The organism is Neobacillus rhizosphaerae (genome assembly GCF_937468385.1).
GTDB lineage: Bacteria > Bacillota > Bacilli > Bacillales > Cytobacillaceae > Neobacillus > Neobacillus rhizosphaerae.
Map to the genome: position 1 here is coordinate 32,178 of NZ_CALBWS010000013.1, position 17,934 is coordinate 50,111.

The 17,934-nt window shown below is 37.9% G+C and carries 12 protein-coding genes and 2 pseudogenes; 13 read left to right on the top strand and 1 reads right to left on the bottom strand.

Translation table 11 applies throughout. From position 1 onward, the window contains the following. The first annotated feature begins 75 nt into the window (after window positions 1–75). Together M5A78_RS11385 and M5A78_RS11390 are read left to right on the top strand one after the other, a co-directional pair. On the top strand, window positions 76–8,622 hold the full coding sequence (locus M5A78_RS11385) for a TreTu family toxin (RefSeq protein WP_248735390.1): 8,547 nt from the start codon (window positions 76–78) through the stop codon (window positions 8,620–8,622). Between the two features lies 1 nt (window position 8,623). Next, window positions 8,624–8,920, top strand: a complete 297-nt coding sequence (locus M5A78_RS11390; protein ID WP_248735391.1) for an immunity protein TriTu family protein — start codon at window positions 8,624–8,626, stop codon at window positions 8,918–8,920. A 332-nt stretch (window positions 8,921–9,252) separates the two neighbouring features. Here the strand turns inward: M5A78_RS11390 and M5A78_RS11395 are convergent, their stop codons facing one another. Next, the gene (locus tag M5A78_RS11395) at window positions 9,253–9,453 is read right to left on the bottom strand and encodes a helix-turn-helix domain-containing protein (RefSeq protein WP_248735392.1); all 201 of its coding nucleotides are present in this window, start codon (window positions 9,451–9,453) and stop codon (window positions 9,253–9,255) included. A 163-nt stretch (window positions 9,454–9,616) separates the two neighbouring features. Between M5A78_RS11395 and M5A78_RS11400 the strand changes: the two are divergent. The 11 genes and pseudogenes from M5A78_RS11400 to M5A78_RS11445 all read left to right on the top strand — a co-directional run bounded on the left by M5A78_RS11400 (window position 9,617) and on the right by M5A78_RS11445 (window position 17,767). After that, window positions 9,617–10,391 (top strand): annotated as a pseudogene (locus M5A78_RS11400) (recombinase family protein). A 131-nt stretch (window positions 10,392–10,522) separates the two neighbouring features. Beyond that, a complete protein-coding gene (locus M5A78_RS11405) occupies window positions 10,523–11,755 on the top strand; it encodes an IS110 family RNA-guided transposase (protein ID WP_248735393.1) in 1,233 nt (410 codons plus the stop codon). Between the two features lie 125 nt (window positions 11,756–11,880). Next, entirely contained in the window at window positions 11,881–12,210 is a 330-nt protein-coding gene (locus tag M5A78_RS11410) for a hypothetical protein (RefSeq protein ID WP_248735394.1), read from the top strand. Between the two features lie 17 nt (window positions 12,211–12,227). Beyond that, window positions 12,228–12,557 (top strand): DUF2019 domain-containing protein, encoded by a 330-nt coding sequence (locus M5A78_RS11415; protein ID WP_248735395.1) that lies wholly within the window; start codon window positions 12,228–12,230, stop codon window positions 12,555–12,557. A gap of 477 nt (window positions 12,558–13,034) precedes the next feature. After that, window positions 13,035–14,048, top strand: coding sequence for an RHS repeat-associated core domain-containing protein (locus tag M5A78_RS11420; RefSeq protein ID WP_248735396.1), 1,014 nt, complete (start codon window positions 13,035–13,037; stop codon window positions 14,046–14,048). Window positions 14,049–14,122: 74 nt separating this feature from the next. Continuing rightward, window positions 14,123–14,629, top strand: coding sequence for a hypothetical protein (locus tag M5A78_RS11425; protein WP_248735397.1), 507 nt, complete (start codon window positions 14,123–14,125; stop codon window positions 14,627–14,629). Further along, the gene (locus M5A78_RS11430) at window positions 14,626–15,066 is read left to right on the top strand and encodes a hypothetical protein (protein ID WP_248735398.1); all 441 of its coding nucleotides are present in this window, start codon (window positions 14,626–14,628) and stop codon (window positions 15,064–15,066) included. Before M5A78_RS11425 ends, M5A78_RS11430 begins: the two co-directional genes overlap by 4 nt. Window positions 15,067–15,367: 301 nt before the next feature. Next, window positions 15,368–15,658 carry a hypothetical protein gene (locus M5A78_RS11435; protein ID WP_248735399.1) on the top strand — a complete coding sequence of 97 codons (291 nt, stop codon included), beginning with the start codon at window positions 15,368–15,370 and terminating at the stop codon, window positions 15,656–15,658. A 17-nt stretch (window positions 15,659–15,675) separates the two neighbouring features. After that, complete coding sequence (locus M5A78_RS11440) at window positions 15,676–16,077, top strand: hypothetical protein (protein ID WP_248735400.1); 402 nt, start codon at window positions 15,676–15,678, stop codon at window positions 16,075–16,077. Window positions 16,078–16,452: 375 nt separating this feature from the next. Beyond that, window positions 16,453–16,760, top strand: a pseudogene (locus tag M5A78_RS24935) (recombinase family protein); the annotation flags it as partial. 398 nt (window positions 16,761–17,158) lie between these two features. Then, window positions 17,159–17,767 (top strand): hypothetical protein, encoded by a 609-nt coding sequence (locus tag M5A78_RS11445; protein ID WP_248735401.1) that lies wholly within the window; start codon window positions 17,159–17,161, stop codon window positions 17,765–17,767. Window positions 17,768–17,934 lie beyond the last annotated feature (167 nt).

Consider the following 17,934-nt stretch of genomic DNA (forward strand, 5'->3'; position numbering starts at 1 on the left):
AATGCGATCTTAAGGCACTCCGTCTATCCGTGGGGTGTTTTTTGTAGTTATTAAAGTCAAAAAGGGGGAAAAAATTTGGGCTATAAAAAGAGAAAGCTTTTAAGATCAAGTTTTACAATTTTTGTAAGCGTTTTATTGGTTTTTACCAGCATACCTTTGGCAAGTCGTGCGGTCGATTTATCATTTAAAGATCATTTTATGGATCCGGCGTCTATTATGGATATGCTGCCGGATCAACAACAAATGGTACCTCAAGTGCATAATCCTGTGGACAATTTGACACCAAGACTCCCGCAGCCTCTTCAGAACCAGCAAAGTTCACAAGGGCCGGTAAATCAGCCTCAGGCTGGGAGCCTTCCTAGTACTGAACAAAATAAACCCGCCAATGTTAATTTGGCTACCGGCAATCTCAAATATGATAAAACAGATTTAAACATCTCGGGTATCGGTTTTGATTTTTCATTAAACCGAACCTATTCAAGTGATAAAGACACAGTTGGTGCTTTTGGTCGTGGCTGGGATTTTAATTTTAATTCCCAACTCAGAATTTACTCTGGCTATAACATGACAGAAACACGTGCTGATGGTAACGTGCTCGATTATAAGTTTGTGATGGATGATCCTGATGGGTATATCACGAAATTTGATGACGATACTCTTATCAATTATGAATTGGATAAGGGTCATTATGAAAGCGCTAAAAATGGGAACACATTAAGACGAATAAGCAAGTCTGAATACAGCGTTGAAGCGGCACATGGCACAACAATAACCTATAATGGTTATTATGCTCCGTGGCGGGATAACCAAGACCCTCGTGCAGGAAAAATGACAAAAAGAACCGACCGTTATGGCAATACGATGAGCTATGTATATGATAGTCATGGCCAGCTGGACTATGTAATTGATACAGCGGGAAGAACCATTGATTTCGTATGGGATGGAAATGTCATCTCAGAGGTGAAAGACCCGTCTGGAAAAAGTATCCGTTATGATTATGATGGCGATCAGCGTCTGGAAAAAGTCACTTTCCGTGATGGTCGTTCCATTCGCTATCAATATAGTGGATCTAAAGTAGTTGCCGAAGTAAATGGTAATGATGAAAAAACACAGTATCATTATGATAATGGTAGAGTTGATGAGGTTATTCAACCGGATGGGACAAAGGCGTTTGCACTAAGCTATCAGGTCAATGGTTCAGGGATTGTCACGAAAACAACGATAACCAATGCAAGCGATGAGAAGTGGCAGTACGTGATTGAAAACAACCAAATTTCTCAAGAAACGAATCCTTTAGGTCAAGAAACTACTTATAAATATAATAGTGATGGGTTTTTGACAGAACAAAAAGCAGTTAATGGAACATTATCTTTTACTTATGATAATGAGAATAAGAAACTCTCCCAAACCCTGCCGGATGGGACAACTACAACGTATCGGTATAATCCTAAGTGGGATGTGCCAGAATTAATTCAAGATAACCATGGGCGTGTGTCAACATTTATTGTTGATGATGGTACTGGAAATGTTACAGAGAAAAATGATAATGGCATTGTATCTACTTACCATTATACGAATAAAGGGCAAATTGATTCAGTCGGAGATGCCAACCAAAGAAATATGACGTTTGCCTATAATTCTGAGGGTGGATTAACCGAAGTTATCAATGGAGAAAGGGAAAAAACAAATTATACATTTGATACCCTTGGACATTTAGTAACACAACAGCTCCCGTCAGGTCTAAAGACTCTTTATACTTATGACAATGAAGGCCGTTTATTGACAAAAAAAGTAGGAGATAGTCAGACATACGAATATCAATATGACAAAGCGGGTCGTCTGATTAAAACAATCGATCCTTTAAAGAATGACCAACAATACCATTATGATGCCAATGGAAGATTAAAAGAATATATTGATGCCCTTGGCAGAACATTTTCATATAATTATTTTCCAACGGGACGATTAAAATCAATCACGAATCCTGCAAGCGAAAAGCAGAACTTTACATATGATGCCCTTGGACGAATTAAAACAATGACTTCAACTGTAGGAACAACGACGTACACTTATGGTGTCTACGGTGTAATAACAATCGACAACCCTTATGGGACCTATACTATTCACTATAATAATAAGGGCCTTATGGATTCGGTAACGGATCAGCTCGACCGTACGACTACATATACCTACTACAGTGATGGAAGGTTGAAAACAGTAAAAGATCCACTCGGCCGAACGTCCTCTATGGACTACGATACAAATGGGCAGCCAAAGACGCAAACCTTACCAAACGGGCAAACCATTCAATTTACTTATAATGCAGTAGGTTTGCTGGATACAAAAACGTTTGAAGATAAAACTCAAGAAAAATTTTATTATGATGCTGCCAAAAGGTTAACAAAAGAAGTTAAACGGGATGGAACGACTGTTCAATATCATTATGAAGATGACCAGCTAACCAGTATGACGGATGCACTCAATCAAACAACAAAGTATACGTATTATAGTGATGGTCAACTCAAACAAACCATTAGTCCGGATGGGTTTACCACGACGTATGCTTACAATCCAAATGGCTGGGTCACTTCTGTAACGAATCCAAAAGGTGAAAAAACAACCTATCAATATGATAATGCCGGCCGTGCAACTGCTGTCATTGATCCAAAAGGCAGCCGAAAAGCTTATACCTATGATGCGTTAAACCGGCCATTGACGTTCACTGATGCCATGGGAAATGTGTATAGGTGGATTTACAAAGATGAAGAAAATAAAGAGACTATCATCCTGCCGGATGAATCGCAAATCATTTATCAATACAATACGCTTCGGCAGCCGATAGCGATCACTAATTCATTTGGGGCAACCACAACCTATCAATATGATCAAGGCGGCCGGTTATCAAAAGTTACCGATCCACTTCATCAAGTAACGGAATATAAATACAATGCGATTGATGAGATGACACAGGAAATTCGACCTGATGGGAAATCGACTGATTATCAATATGATGCATTTGGTCGCCTTGAACGTGTAAAAAACCCGCTTAATCAAACCACTTCCTATCATTATGAAGAGCAAACCGGATGGCTTTCCTCAGTAAGTGATTTGAATGGAACAACAAAATTTACTTATGATGCCATGGGAAGACAGACAGCACAAACAGATGCCCTCGGGTTTACAACAAAACAAGAATATGATGCTTTAGGTCGTCTTGATAAGGTCATAAATCCGTTAAATGAAGTGACAGAATATCAATACAATCCGCGTAATCTGTTAACGAAGGTGATTCAACCTAATAAAGGAGTGATTGAACAAAACTATGATAGTGCTGGGCGTTTATTAACTGTCACTGACCCAAGGGGTGGAGTGACAAAATATGCATATGATGCGAACGGCAATGTTCAAACGGTTACAAATGCGTTAAATTACGAATCTTCTATGACTTACAATAAAAATAACCAGCTCGTTTCGATTACGGATTCAAAAGATGATACCACGACCTATGAATATGATGAAAATAGCCGGTTAATAAAAATGACAAACCCGCTCAATCAAATAGAATCATATACGTACGATAAAGCGGGCCAACTCCTTTCTGTTAAACAACCGAACGAAGCTGTCACAAGCTATCAATACGATGCATTAGGACGGAAAGTAGAAGAAAAGAATGCCTTAGATAAAGTGACAAAATATCTGTATGATCCACTTAATAATGTTATTGGAATTACAGACCCTGCAGGAAAAACAACATCGTATTCGTATGATGCTTTAGGTCGTCTTTTAAGTGAAACTAACCGGAAAGGCGACACCACTTCATATGAGTACTTAGATAATGAAAGAAAAGTCAAAGAAAAAGATGCTTTAGGGCAAACAACGGTAATGCAATATGATGCCTTACAGCGTTTGGTTGAGGTCACGAATCCTTTAAATCAAACAACAAAATACAGCTACGATCCACTTGGCCGTATTCTTATGCAGACGGATCCAAAGGGGAACAAGGAGACATCTGCCTATAATACAATGGGTCTTGTTTCCCAATATACCGATAAAAATGGGAATGTGTATAAATTTGACTATGATTTATCGGGGAATCAAACCGCTGTTATGGATCCTTTAGGGGATCAATCAACTTACCAGTATGATTTACTGAATCGTTTAACGAAGGAAGTAGATGCCCGTAAAGGTGTCACCCAATATCGATATGATTCGGTAAATAATCTCACAAGCCAAATCGATCCTGAGAACGGCGAGTGGGCATTTGCCTATGATACTTTAAATCGCCGTACAGCCGTAGTCGATCCTTTAAAGCGGGAAACTACTTATGGCTATGATCAAGCTGGTAATATTAAATCCATTAAAGATCCAGCGGGAGGAGTGACCACATACGATTACAGCCTCCTTGGTTGGCTGACTGAGAAAAAGGATGCAGAGGGTTCCGTTTGGTCGTACCACTATAATGCCCTTGGCCAAGTTACAAGCGTTACGAATCCTAATGGTGACGAGACAGCTTATCAGTATGATGCCGAAGGGAATTTGACTAAGGAAACAGATCCGTTAGATCATCAAGTCTCTTATCAATACGATCCATTAAATCGTCTCGTTGAAAGGAAAGATCAAGCAGGCTTTAAGACAGCCTATCACTATGATGCGATTGGAAACTTGGTGAAACAGGCCGATGCCTTGGGGCAAGCGGTAAATTATACTTATGATAGCTTGAATCAGTTAGAAAAAGTCCAAACTCCAAAAGGTTCAACCACACTCTTTCAGTATGATCCGAATGGAAATGTTATCAAACAAGTCAATGCACGAGGGGCGGAAACGACCTACCATTATGATAAATTGAATCAGCTTGATAGCGTCACGGACGCGCTTGGCGGTCAGGCTAGCTACCAATATGATCCGATGGGGAATTTAACGAAGCTTACTGATCCGAATGGAAACGCACGAACTTGGTCTTACAATTTAAATGGACAAACTGTAAAAGAAACGAATGCGCTGGGTGATCAAACCCATTACAGCTATGATTTAGCTGGACAATTGATTGAAAAAGACACGCCGAACGGGGATGCTTTAAAGTACTCTTATACACCAAATGGTCAAGTGAAAACGGTCAATGCGAATGATACAACGTTGTCCTACAATTATGATCGTGTGGGGCGGTTGGTTGAAATGAATTCGCCGGCTTCGGTGGACCAGTTTGCTTATGATAAATTAGGAAGATTAACGACTCAGTCGAACCTTACCATGGACAAACAGCTCAACTATCAATATGACAAAGTCGGGAACCTCACAGCCGTTACCAATAGCGAAGATCGAACCATCTCTTATACTTATGATTCGCGAAACCTTGTGACGAGCCTCACGGATCCAGATGAAAATAAGACCACCTATGCTTATGACGCAATTGGGCAAGAAACGACAAAACAATTGCCTAATGGTCATCAGGTGAATACAACCTATAATGAAGATGGATATATCGAGAAAATAGCTGACAGAAATCCATTAAGTCATTCAGGGGAAACTCTTAACACGCTAGAGTATCAATATGATGCGTTAGGTAACCAAATCAGCCAGAATATTAATAATGAGGAGAAAACGACTTACCAATACGATGCCTTAAATCGTCTAGTCGATGTCCATTATCCAAAAGAAAAATATAGTAGTATAAAGGATAACATCTATACTCCGCCAAAGAACAAAAAGGACAATAATCAAGATAAGACAAATCAGCAGCCTGGCTTAGTCGATAGGAGTAACAGCAATCAGAAGCTAGTAAATGAGGGGATCTCAGGTCTTTATAATGAAGAGAGTACTCTTAATAATGGTGGTTCTGAGGATATCTTATTATCAGATAGTGGGACATCAGCTCAACAAAATCGTGATGAAGGCATAACAACAACGAAAGATACCAAAAAACAGGCTGCATCAGATAAAAACAAAAAGGTTGAGAAAAAAGAAAATAAATCCTTCTTTAGCAAGATTGGTGATGGATTTAAAACAGTTTGGAAAACGATTAAAGCTGCTGCAAAAGCGGTGAAAGATTTCTTTAGCTCTATCTGGGATAGTGTGAGTCATTTCTTTGCATCATTAAATTATGTTGCCCAAGCAGCGGCCCTTTCACAGGATAGTGGCAGCCAAACAGGTAATGGTTCCCAAGCTAAATCCGATAAAGGTTCTAACAATGGTAAGGACCAGGATAAACCCGATAAAGGTTCTGGAAATGGTAAGGGTCAGGATAAACCCGATAAAGGTTCTGGAAATGGTAAGGGTCAGGATAAACCCGATAAAGGTAACGGGGCAAAAAAATACCATGGCGGTAATCCGAAAAAATGGAAGGATTTCTACAATGAAGTCACTCATCCAGAACCGGATTATATGATGGAGCCAGCATCACATGTGCAGTATCAGTATGACAAAGCGGGCAACCGTACGAAGATGACTGTTGACGGCAAAGACACCACATTCGATTACAATGCTGCCAACGAAATGACCCGCGCGGGTGACACTGGGTACATCTATGATGCCAACGGTAATCTTGTCGAGAAAAATAGTAAACAAGGTACGGTTAAGTATGACTACACAGAAGATAATCAATTAAAAGGGGTCTATTATTCTGATGGTCAAGAGGTAGAATACGATTATGATGCTTTAGGGAGAAAAGTGTTCCGGACTGCGACTACCTATGATTTGAATTATTTAAAATCGCATGTAAACAATGGAAATGGAAATGGAAACGGAAACGGGCGCTGGAATGCTTTAGCAAATGGAAATGGTAAAAAAGTCGGCTTACACAAACAACTCGACGGTACTCTATCCATGGATACGACCAATTATATGTATAATGGGACCACATCGGATGTGATGAAGGAATACGGCCCGAAAGGCCAGCCACTAGCTGAATACTATTGGGCGAACAGCCAAGTGAACTCCCGTAAAATGTTCGGCTTCCACGGGGATAAAACCTCAGGATGGCCAGGAAACATTCGCACGCGAGGCGGTCTCCTGTATTATAACTATGATGCAACAGGGAATGTCCTAGGCGTAGACGACCGCGTTGGAGATACCGTCATGAATTATCGTTACGATGCCTTCGGCAATCTCTTTACAGACATGCCGGCACCGTACAATGCGACAGGGTATACCGGGGAAAACTATGACCCAGCAGCCGGGTTAATGGACTATAGTGCCCGCTGGTACAGCCCAACAATCGGACGATTCCTTACAGAGGATACGGTCATAGGGGATTTAAGCAATCCACAATCGTTAAACCGCTATTCCTATGTGATGAATAATCCGGTAAATATGGTCGATCCAAGCGGTCATGTACCGGAATGGGTGAGAAATCAAGAGGACTATTCTTCACAGTACGATCAAGGTGGGACCACTTATGTTGAGCTCTGGAATTATATCGCGGGTTCTTATCAGAAGCAGACATCCCCAACGTCTCTTGTGGAAACGATTCAGACGGACAAGTTTTATAAACAAACTTACCAGCAAACAATCGAAGAATCTTGGGAATACACATACAAGAAGTATTTCATCATCAACGATATTCCGAAGCTATTAACGGATGATACAAAAACCTTTAGCGAAACCAATGTTTTAGAGTGGTACAATGTTATTACGGCAAAGGAACTCATGGAACAAAATGCCGGTGAAATCGCCTCCTATGGGGCACCACCGAATGCCCGGGTTGTCTATAGTTCCAGCACATTAGATGGATTGCCATTTACCTATGATATGATCTATGGTGGACAAAGGGCAGCCGAGCAGTACAACGGAATGATGCGTCAAATCACAGGGCATACGAAGCAAATGCAGGTTCAAAAAGGTATAGGTGGATTTTTCTCTAGCGCATGGAATATCGCAAAAAATGCGGACTGGAAACAAGTGGGTATAGGTACCCTCCAGGCAATAGGAGGTAGCTTAACCGCTATTGGTGGTGCAAGTTTTGCGGTCGCAACATCTACGACGGGTGTAGGTGCTGTTGCCGGGGGGATGGTAGCTGCCTACGGGGTAAATAATGCTACAGCAGGGCTGCTTACTATCGCAGATGCCTTTACAAAAGGCACAACTTTTAAGACAAAAAATATAATGCGAGAAGCAGTTGGAACAGTAGGTGGCAGCTTTGGATATAGAAAAGAAGCTACACAATTATACGATAATGCCGAAATAGTTGGAGGAATTGCGTTTGGTGGTTACGGTTTAGTAAAATCTGCCCCAAAAATAATAGGTAAAGCAGGAAATATGCTTAAGGGCGCCAAAAATATGTTAAAGACTTCTCCTAAGGGTATAGGAGAAGGTGAAACTACAGTTGGTAGATGGATGGGAGAAGATGAACTTTCAAAAATGACCAAAACAGGAAAAGTGCAAGAAAGTTATTCTGGTACTACCCATGTAGCTCATCCTTCTAATCCTAGTGCTTTTGGAAAACAAGCAAAACTAGGAAGTGTATACGCTGAATTTGAAGTACCATTATCATCTTTAAAGCAAACCAATGAAGGATGGGCAAAAATCATAGGACCAAACAGTTTGGAAGGGCGATTGGCAGCTAAAAAAGGTTTACCAATTCCACAAATGCCATCGGCTACTAATATACGAACGATAAGGATGAAGTAAAATGTTAGCAATACTAAAGGAATGGTTATCTCTAAACGAGAAAAAACTTGAGGGGCTAGGTATTAAGTTAGATGATTTAACTCATTCTGTTGAAAGTTCACCTGACCCTAGCTTAAGAGTTGACCATATTTCGAATAGCTCTATGGGGAGAATTACGGTTTGGAGTTCAAAAAAGGTAGATATTGAAGTAGTAGACTTTAATACAGGAGATACAAAACTTTACGAACAAAAGGAAATAAACGATGATATGCCTAACTTTGATTTATTATTAGAACAATATATAAAGGAAATGCAGTAGTAACTAGAGGGTGGCTTGTTTAAATTTACAAGCTACCCTCTTTTTAGTGTTCATACAAGTTATAATAAGTGACCTAGTGACGAATAAACCGCTTGTTATTACTAAAATAGATACAACCCTTATAAGCCAAATATGATGTTTTATCAAATTAAAGAGTACGTACATCAACTTTAAATCGAATGTCCTATTTAATGTATTTTACCTCCTACAAATGATAACAAAATCGTCAGTTACCACCATTTTCATGCTCGAATAGTCTATCTTCGCTTTCTCCCTACCTTTTAAATTTTTTCGCAACTTTGACGTACATAGAACGATTATTATAGTGAGGACTACTCCACCTCGATTAACTCCTGAATTTCGATGTCTAACACTTTGCATACTGTTTCTAATGTTGATAGATAAACTCTGTCCACGTTGTCTGAACATAGATGGCTAATCGTATTAGGGCGTAGCCCTGTCATTCGTGCCAATTCACGTTGTGATATGTCACGTTCTTTCAGGATTTCCTTTAGTTTGATGGATATTGGCATGATAATTCCCTTCCTTTTTTCATGTTACTTTTACGATACACAAAAAATTTGTATCGGTAAAGGGGTTGAATGTATCGCTAAAGCCGCATACAATGAATTTATATTAAATATAGCGGCTAAGCGTTACATAAATCTCAATTTGCGTAACGGAGGGGGAAATATCATGAAAGTTATCGGATATATTCGAGTATCCACACAAGGTCAAGCAAGGGATGGATACAGTCTTGCTTACCAAGAAGATGAAATCAAAGCGTATTGTCAGGCACAAGGATACACGCTTTTACGCTTGTTTAAGGACGAGGGTATCAGTGGGGCTAAAGTGGATGAAGAAGCGTTAGAAGTGGACAGATTAGGCTTTCAGGAGATGTTGGAGTATCTCACCCACCATGAGGTGGATTATGTTGTCACATTGAATACAAGCCGATTATGGCGGTCAGACATTGTAAAAGTGTTAGTTCATCGAGAATTGAAAAAGTTTGGAGTGGACATTCGGAGTATTGAACAACCGCAATACAGTATCCACAAGAAAGACCCTAGTGACTTTTTAATCAATGGCTTAATGGAGTTATTAGACCAATATCAACGATTAGAAATATCTTTAAAGCTAGGAAGAGGGCGAAACAAGAAAGCCCAACAGGGCGGCTATGCAGGAGGAAATGTCGCATTAGGTTATAAAGTGAAAAAAGGTAAAAAGGCTTGTCATAGATGATAGACAGGCACAGACCGTACAAAGAGTGTTTGACTTAAAAGAACAGTATCCTTTATGGTCTTTAACTCAACTAGCGGAACAACTGAATGAAGAAGGACATCGAACAAAACAAGAAAAATTGTTTACGAAAGTCCAGATCAAACGGATTTTAGATAGAAAAGCCTTTTATAGCGGCTTATACCGCTATGGTGAAATAACGGCACATGGCAAACATCAAGCGATTTTATAACGGTTAACAGATTGAGAATGGATAGGCTTTCGTACCCTTGCGAGTCCTAAAGACTAACGCTCGACCTAAGGTTGCCGACATTCTCTGTCTTGCTTTAATCGTTCAATCTAAAATAGGGGTGAGGCTTTCTGATGAGAAGAGATGAGTATATTTACATAGGGCTAGATTTACACAAGTTTCAACATACAGCGGTGATAGTGGATTGTTGGTTTGAGAAGTTAGGAGAAATGACGTTTCAAAATAAACCATCTGTTTTTCCTAGTTTATTAGAATATGTGAATAGATACCTTACAGAAGGTTTGACCCCTGTATTTGGATTAGAAGATGTGGGCGGTTACGGAAGGGATTTAGCTTTATATCTGATTGAACAAGGCTACATTGTAAAATTCGTTAATTCCTCATTATCCAATGCAGAACGGAACAGTTATGCAATGACTGAAAAGAATGATAGTTGGGACGCTCAATGTGTCGCAGATGTTTTAATTCGTAAGCTACCGTATTTACCTGACGCTACACCATCGGATATTCATTGGATAATCTCTCAACTTGTGGGAAGAAGAAATGCTTTAGTGAAAGCCCAAACAGCCTTGAAAAATCAACTTCATATGCAATTAAACTATCATTACCCAAGCTACAAGGATTTCTTTTCAGAAGTGGATGGGAAAACAGCTTTAGCCTTCTGGGAAAGCTACCCTTCACCATCTCATTTGGTGGGAGAAACGGTAGAGGGATTACGAACATTCCTATTAGAAGCAAGTAACAAAGCTTGTTCCACTAGAAAAGCAGAACAAATATTATCACTTGTTCAAGCTGATGGTGAGATAAAGAGAGAGCACCAAACATCAAGAGACTTTATCGTTCAAAGCATGGTCAGAGATATCTGCTTTAAGAAACAGGAAATTAAGAAGGGTGAAAGAGAAATAAAAGTGACAATTCAGAAGTTAGGTATGCAGCTTGAGACTATGCCAGGAATTGATACGGTTACCTCATCCGCTTTGATTGCAGAAATCGGAGACATTCATCGTTTCGCAACTTCTGACAAACTCGCAAGATATGCAGGAATAGCACCAATCAAAATGGGGTCGGGCGGTAAGGAAACGATGAAAAAAACGAAACAAGGTAATCGAAAGCTATACGATACCTTTTACAACCTAGCTGTCCAACAAGTCCAAGTATGTAAAGGAAGTAAAATACCTCGTAACCCTGTGTTTTATGCTTACTATAATCAAAAACTAAGTGAAGGGAAATCCAAATCACAAGCTCTTCTTTGCATAATGAGAAGATTAGTCAGAATAATCTATGGTATGATGAAAAATAAAACGGCTTATATCCTGCCAGATCAACCTGAAACAATAGCTAGTTAAATATAATTGGGTGGTGGTTGAATAACTGCCACCTTTCATAGAGTAGATTTTTAGATATTCCTAAGGGTACGGGTAAGTTTATCCCTGATATAATACTAAATAAGGGGTTCGACAATTTCACACAATTGAAAAACTATATAGGAAGTCCGGGAGAAGGAAAAGCATGGCACCATATAGTTGAACAATCTCAAGTTGGAAAGCGAGCTAATTTCCCAGCAAGTGAAGTAAACAATGTAAAGAATATCATTTCAATCCCACATAGAAGTGGTACAGTTCACTCAAAAATATCAGCTCACTACTCATCAAAATTTGACTATACAAATGGTTTAACTGTTCGTGATTGGCTTGCGACTCAATCATTTGAGGATCAATTTAAATACGGAAAAGAACTTCTTGAAGAATTTGGTGATGTGTCTTCAACAAGTAAGGGATGGGTGTTTACAGAATTTAAATAAAGGAGGAATTAATCAGAATGGATGAAAGAGCGCCTAAGTTTGGTGATATTGCAAAGAAAAGGTGGGAATATCTTAACAATGATGATAGCACCAAAGGAAATAACTGTTACGATGAGCTTCTTTCTATTGCTATAGAACTTCGCAATGAAGGGAAACTTCATGAACTTGGTGGACTATTAGATAATGAAAATGAAGGTGTTCAATTTGAAGCAGCAACAAAACTATTGACACTTAACTTTGAAAAAGCAGAAAAGACACTAGAGAAATTAACGGAGAAAAAAGGGGTCTTACCTTTTTCAGCTAAAATGACTCTTAGACAATGGAGAGCGGGTAATCTTAAATTTTAGGTTAGCATACCCTTAATCAACCTAGGAAGAAATATATGGTTTTTGAGCAGGACAGAAAGAGCGAGGACTGTTCTAAATTCATAGCTCATGATGGTTGTACCATCATGGAATGCCATGTAGATGCTAAGGAAGGATTAGAAGAACAAGAAAGGTAATAATAGAGGCCTCCATAAAGAGTATGAAGTGATTAAAGTAGTCTAAATGAACAATATATTTTTAAACCTTGATTGGCTATATATGCCTTTCAAGGTTTTTTCTTTATCCTACGATTTAAAATATATTAATTTTGAATCTAAAGCCCATGATGGTTAAATGACACAGGAGATTTGTGGTAGTGACATTTAAATAAAAATAACCATACTAACTGCTCAGAGCAATGGGTAAAAGAAATAACTTTAAAAGGATAAGTTTATTGAAATCTTTTTTGAAATAATGGCTCAATTATTAAGTAAAGGTGAAGTCTAAAATAGTTTATAAGTGTATTTTACAATTCGTTATAATGGAAATGGTAAAAAAGTCGGCTTACACAAACAACTCGACGGTACTCTATCCATGGATACGACCAATTATATGTATAACGGGACCACATCGGATGTGATGAAGGAATACGGCCCGAAAGGCCAGCCACTAGCTGAATACTATTGGGCGAACAGCCAAGTGAACTCCCGTAAAATGTTCGGCTTCCACGGGGATAAAACCTCAGGATGGCCAGGAAACATTCGCACGCGAGGCGGTCTCCTGTATTATAACTATGATGCAACAGGGAATGTCCTAGGCGTAGACGACCGCGTTGGAGATACCGTCATGAATTATCGTTACGATGCCTTCGGCAATCTCTTTACAGACATGCCGGCACCGTACAATGCAACAGGGTATACGGGGAAAAACTATGATCCAGCAGCCGGGTTAATGGACTATAGTGCCCGCTGGTACAGCCCAACAATCGGACGATTCCTTACAGAGGATACGGTCATAGGGGATTTAAGCAATCCACAATCGTTAAACCGCTATGCCTATGTGATGAATAATCCGGTAAATATGGTCGATCCAAGCGGTCGTGTTCCGGAATGGGTGAGAAATCAAGAGGACTATTCTTTACAGTACGATCAAGGTGGGACCACTTATGTTGAGCTCTGGAATTATATCGCGGGTTCTTATCAGAAGCAGACATCCCCAACGTCACTTGTGGAAACGATTCAGACGGACAAGTTTTATAAGCAAACTTACCAGCAAACCATCACAGAATCGTGGGAGTACGATTACAAGAAGTATTTTGGAGAATTTGGAAAAATACTGATAGAGGAAACCCAAACCTTTAGCGAAACCAATGTTTTAGAGTGGTACAATGTTATTACGGCAAAGGAACTCATGGAACAAAATGCCGGTGAAATCGCCTCCTATGGGGCACCACCGAATGCCCGGGTTGTCTATAGCTCCAGCACATTAGATGGATTGCCATTTACTTATGATATGATCTATGGTCAGAATTGACACCTGAAGAGCAAATGATGATTATAGACAGTCCGTACGCCCCTCAAATTGACAAAGATATAGTAACATTGAGGATGGCATTAGACAGTATTCTAATATCAAAAATTCCAAAAGCAGTAGAGGTTATTCATTCAGCTTCAGGAGTACTTAAAAGTAAACTAAAACAAGCGATCAGTAGTTTTAAGGGTACAGATTATGCTTATGATGTTGCTAAGGTTATAGATAATGTTATTAGTAATGGTAGAATTACTGTTAAGTCAATAAAATCAAACCCTAGTGCATTTAGTGGGAAAAATGTGGATGAAATTGCTAAACTTTTAAAGAGTCAAGGTAATGATGTTACTGTAAAAGCCTCTACTAAATCACGCTCTGGTGCACAAATAATTAAAATCAATAATCCTGGTAACGGGAGAAATATAACACAATTACAAGTATCACCTGGTGGAGGCAGACATGGGGAAAATCCTTATATAAAAATTAGTACAAGTGACCAAGGAATAATTAAAATTGTAAATGGAATAAAGAACACTTATAAAACTGATGGAAAAGAAAATGCTACTATTATTTTTACTGGGAGGTGATATATTTGATTGATTCACAGGCACCTATCGTCCCTTGGGAAGGAATGGGGAATATAAAGCTATATAGTCACATCAATGAATTTTATTCCATGATAGAAGAACATGGTAAACAACCAAAACTATTAGGGAAATATTTAATAAGATATGAAATAGGCAACTCAATTGATTTATGGTTTAATTTATTTAACGGTAAATTATTTAAAATAACTGCTTTAAGTAACTATAAAGGCACTTTATTTAATGATATAAGGGTAGGAATGCATATTGATGATGTTCTAAGATTAGAACCAAGTTTTATGTACGATGAGTTTGAAGAAGTTTATTGTAGTTCTAAAGGAGTTTACCTTGAAACAGACCCCGTTGAACAGACAGTTTTATGGATTTCAGTTTATATCAAAGAAATAGATAATCCAGATTTTGAAAGAGGACATTGGTAAAATATCTTTGAAACCTTGATTGGCTATTTGCCTTTCAAGGTTTCTTTTTTGTGTGGCGCTACTTAGCGCTATGAGAAGATTATTCAGAATAATCTATGGTATGATGAAAAATAAAAATGCTTATATCATGCCTGAAATGCCTGTAACGAAAGTAAGTTAATTAATTTGGGTGGTGGTTGAATAAACTGCCATCCTTTTATAAAGTATAATTTTAGATATTCCTAAGGGTACAGGTAAAGTTGATGACTTTGCTAAAGAATCATTCCTGCCGGATGAATATTACAAAAATAACTATGCCCCTATGCAAGGAACACCAGGAGCTAGGATTAATTTTAGTCGATTAGGTTCAAGTGGTCAGATAGAAAATTCCAGAGTAGTTTATGACCAAGCAGGTAAGCAAAAATATAGAATTGATTATACTGACCATGGAAATTCTGTTCATCACACAGACCCACATATGCATGAGTACATTTATCAAGATGCAGGAAAAAGTGTTAAAGCAGAAATAAAATATTTTATGGACTCTTCTACTGGTAGACTGAGACAAGGGATAATTGATGGGAAAACAAACAAGATAAAGTTTATTGATTAATGAGGGAGGAACGATTTTTGATTGTTATAAAAAATTACGAGACAATAACAGATAAATTAAACGCCCTTGGTTCGTGGGCTTATAAGGAAATAGTGGGAATTAACTACGCTATGGATACTGATTTTGAAGATAATTACACGACTTCACTAACCCTTTCTTTTCATGTCTCGGTTATTGAAACAAATCAACGATTCAAAATGAAAATCAGATATTTTAATGTTTCTGACCTTAGTGTAAGAAAAATAACAAATCTTTACCTGACGAGAAGTTTGATAGTACATGATAAAAAAGAGTTAGGATGGGATACCAGTCAACGATACCATGTTCATGATGACAGTGGGTATGGTGAGAACGATGGATACAACTTTATTGAGTTTTACTGTAGTTCTATGGAAGCTATTTCACTGGAAGAATTCTAATACTCCATACCTTGATTGGCTAAATGCCTTTCAAGGTTTTTTACTTTAATTTATATTAAATCAGCTGATAATTGAGTGAGACATTAAGAAAATGATTTGTTTGAGAATCGAGAGCTCATGATGGTAGTACCATCATGGAGTTTGGTTTTAATGCTCGGATTGGGTGACAAGTACGATAATTAGGCGAGATGACATTTTACATGGCAGGGGTAGTTATAACATAGCATAATTAACAAACTAACGAGATCGTACCAGCTCGTGGCGATAAACAATAGGTAACGTGAAAGAGTGTTTTTTTACTGACTTTGGCTTAAAAATTTTGGGTTGTGTTTTTACTAGAGACGGTCGTATAATACTCGCTATTCGTTTAAAAAGCGTGCATATTGTCAGGCTCAAGGATACACGCTTTTACGCTTGTTATAGGACGAAGGTAGCAGGTGCTAAAGGATGGAGAAGCGTTAGAAGTGAACAGATTAGGCTTTCATGAGATGTTGGAGTACCTAAGCCACCGTGAGGTGGATTATGTTGTCACGCTAGGCGGTCAGACATTGTGAAAGTGTTAGTTCACTGAGAATTGAAAAAGTATGGAGTAGACATTCGGAGTATTGAACAACCGCAATACAGTATCCATAAAAAAGACCCTAGCGAATTTTTTTAATGACTTAATGGAGTTATTAGACAAAAAATCTAATTTTTACCTTTTAAGGTTTTTAAATTAAATGGTTTTATTAAAAAAATTTTTTTCATATTTGAATCAGAATCTCATGGTGGTAGGTAGATTACCAAAGAATTTTATCATTGAATTTGTATTTTTAAATACACTGGGTAAAGGGATAGGCTCTACATTTTTGCGAAAATTAGAAGAGTATGTTACTACCCAAAATACATAGGTTAGAACTTTGGAAGTAAATAAAAATGAATTTGGATAAGACTTCTATTAAAGAGTAGATTTAAAAAAGATGGTACTTAAAAACATTCCCTAATTATAGGTGATAAATCGTTGATGAATATTATATATCTTAACTTTTATAATCGGTTGTCGATATTGTTATAGAAAGATTAATTTTAGAGGGGAATATCTATGAAAAAAACTTTTGCATTTATTTTTATTGTTTTTACATTCTCATTATTATTTGGTTGCTCTGATAATAAACAATTAAAAACTGTAACAAACAAAGAAGCTTTGCAAAAAGAATATATTGTTGGGGGAGAGAAAATAGTTTTAAAGAAAAAAGAACTATTATCAAACAAAATTGAAATGCTATTGCCAGAATCATTTCATATTATGTCTGAAGAAGTAGCCAAAATAAAATATCCGAATGAAAATAGGCCTACGATTATATACACAAATGACAAAACTACTATAAACATTTCTTTAAAATATACCACAACCCAAATAAATGATAGTCAGATTCCTGAATTTCATAATTCAATTAAGCAAATGTTTGAAAAACTTTATCCATCAGCAAAATGGCTAGACGAAAAAGTAATAAAAACTAATGATGGAAAAAATGTAGGTGTTCTTGAAGTAATAACACCTGCTATCGATACTAATATATATAATTTTATGTATCTAATTGAATTGGATAATAAAGTATTAATTGCTACATTTAATTGTACTGAAGAAAAAATGGATGATTGGAAACCAATTGCAAAAGAAATAATGGGGTCTATTGTCACAACTGAGTAGGACTCAAACATTTTTACAATTTCACCAGATAAATTAAAGTCAATTCTGCAAAGTAAAAACATGGTAAAAATCTCCTTTGACTTCTATTGAAGGTGGACAACATGTAAGAACAGTAAACGAGGAGAAGTAGTTTAACGGTTTCTTTTTGCTTTGGGTGCAGGGGATGG

Bases quoted from the DNA above. Each gene is read 5' to 3' on its own strand.
- M5A78_RS11390 (WP_248735391.1), top strand. From the start codon at position 8,624: ATGTTAGCAATACTAAAGGAATGGTTATCTCTAAACGAGAAAAAACTT.
- M5A78_RS11395 (WP_248735392.1), bottom strand. From the start codon at position 9,453: ATGCCAATATCCATCAAACTAAAGGAAATCCTGAAAGAACGTGACATA.
- M5A78_RS11405 (WP_248735393.1), top strand. From the start codon at position 10,523: ATGAGAAGAGATGAGTATATTTACATAGGGCTAGATTTACACAAGTTT.
- M5A78_RS11415 (WP_248735395.1), top strand. From the start codon at position 12,228: ATGGATGAAAGAGCGCCTAAGTTTGGTGATATTGCAAAGAAAAGGTGG.
- M5A78_RS11425 (WP_248735397.1), top strand. From the start codon at position 14,123: ATGGCATTAGACAGTATTCTAATATCAAAAATTCCAAAAGCAGTAGAG.
- M5A78_RS11435 (WP_248735399.1), top strand. From the start codon at position 15,368: ATGCAAGGAACACCAGGAGCTAGGATTAATTTTAGTCGATTAGGTTCA.
- M5A78_RS11445 (WP_248735401.1), top strand. From the start codon at position 17,159: ATGAAAAAAACTTTTGCATTTATTTTTATTGTTTTTACATTCTCATTA.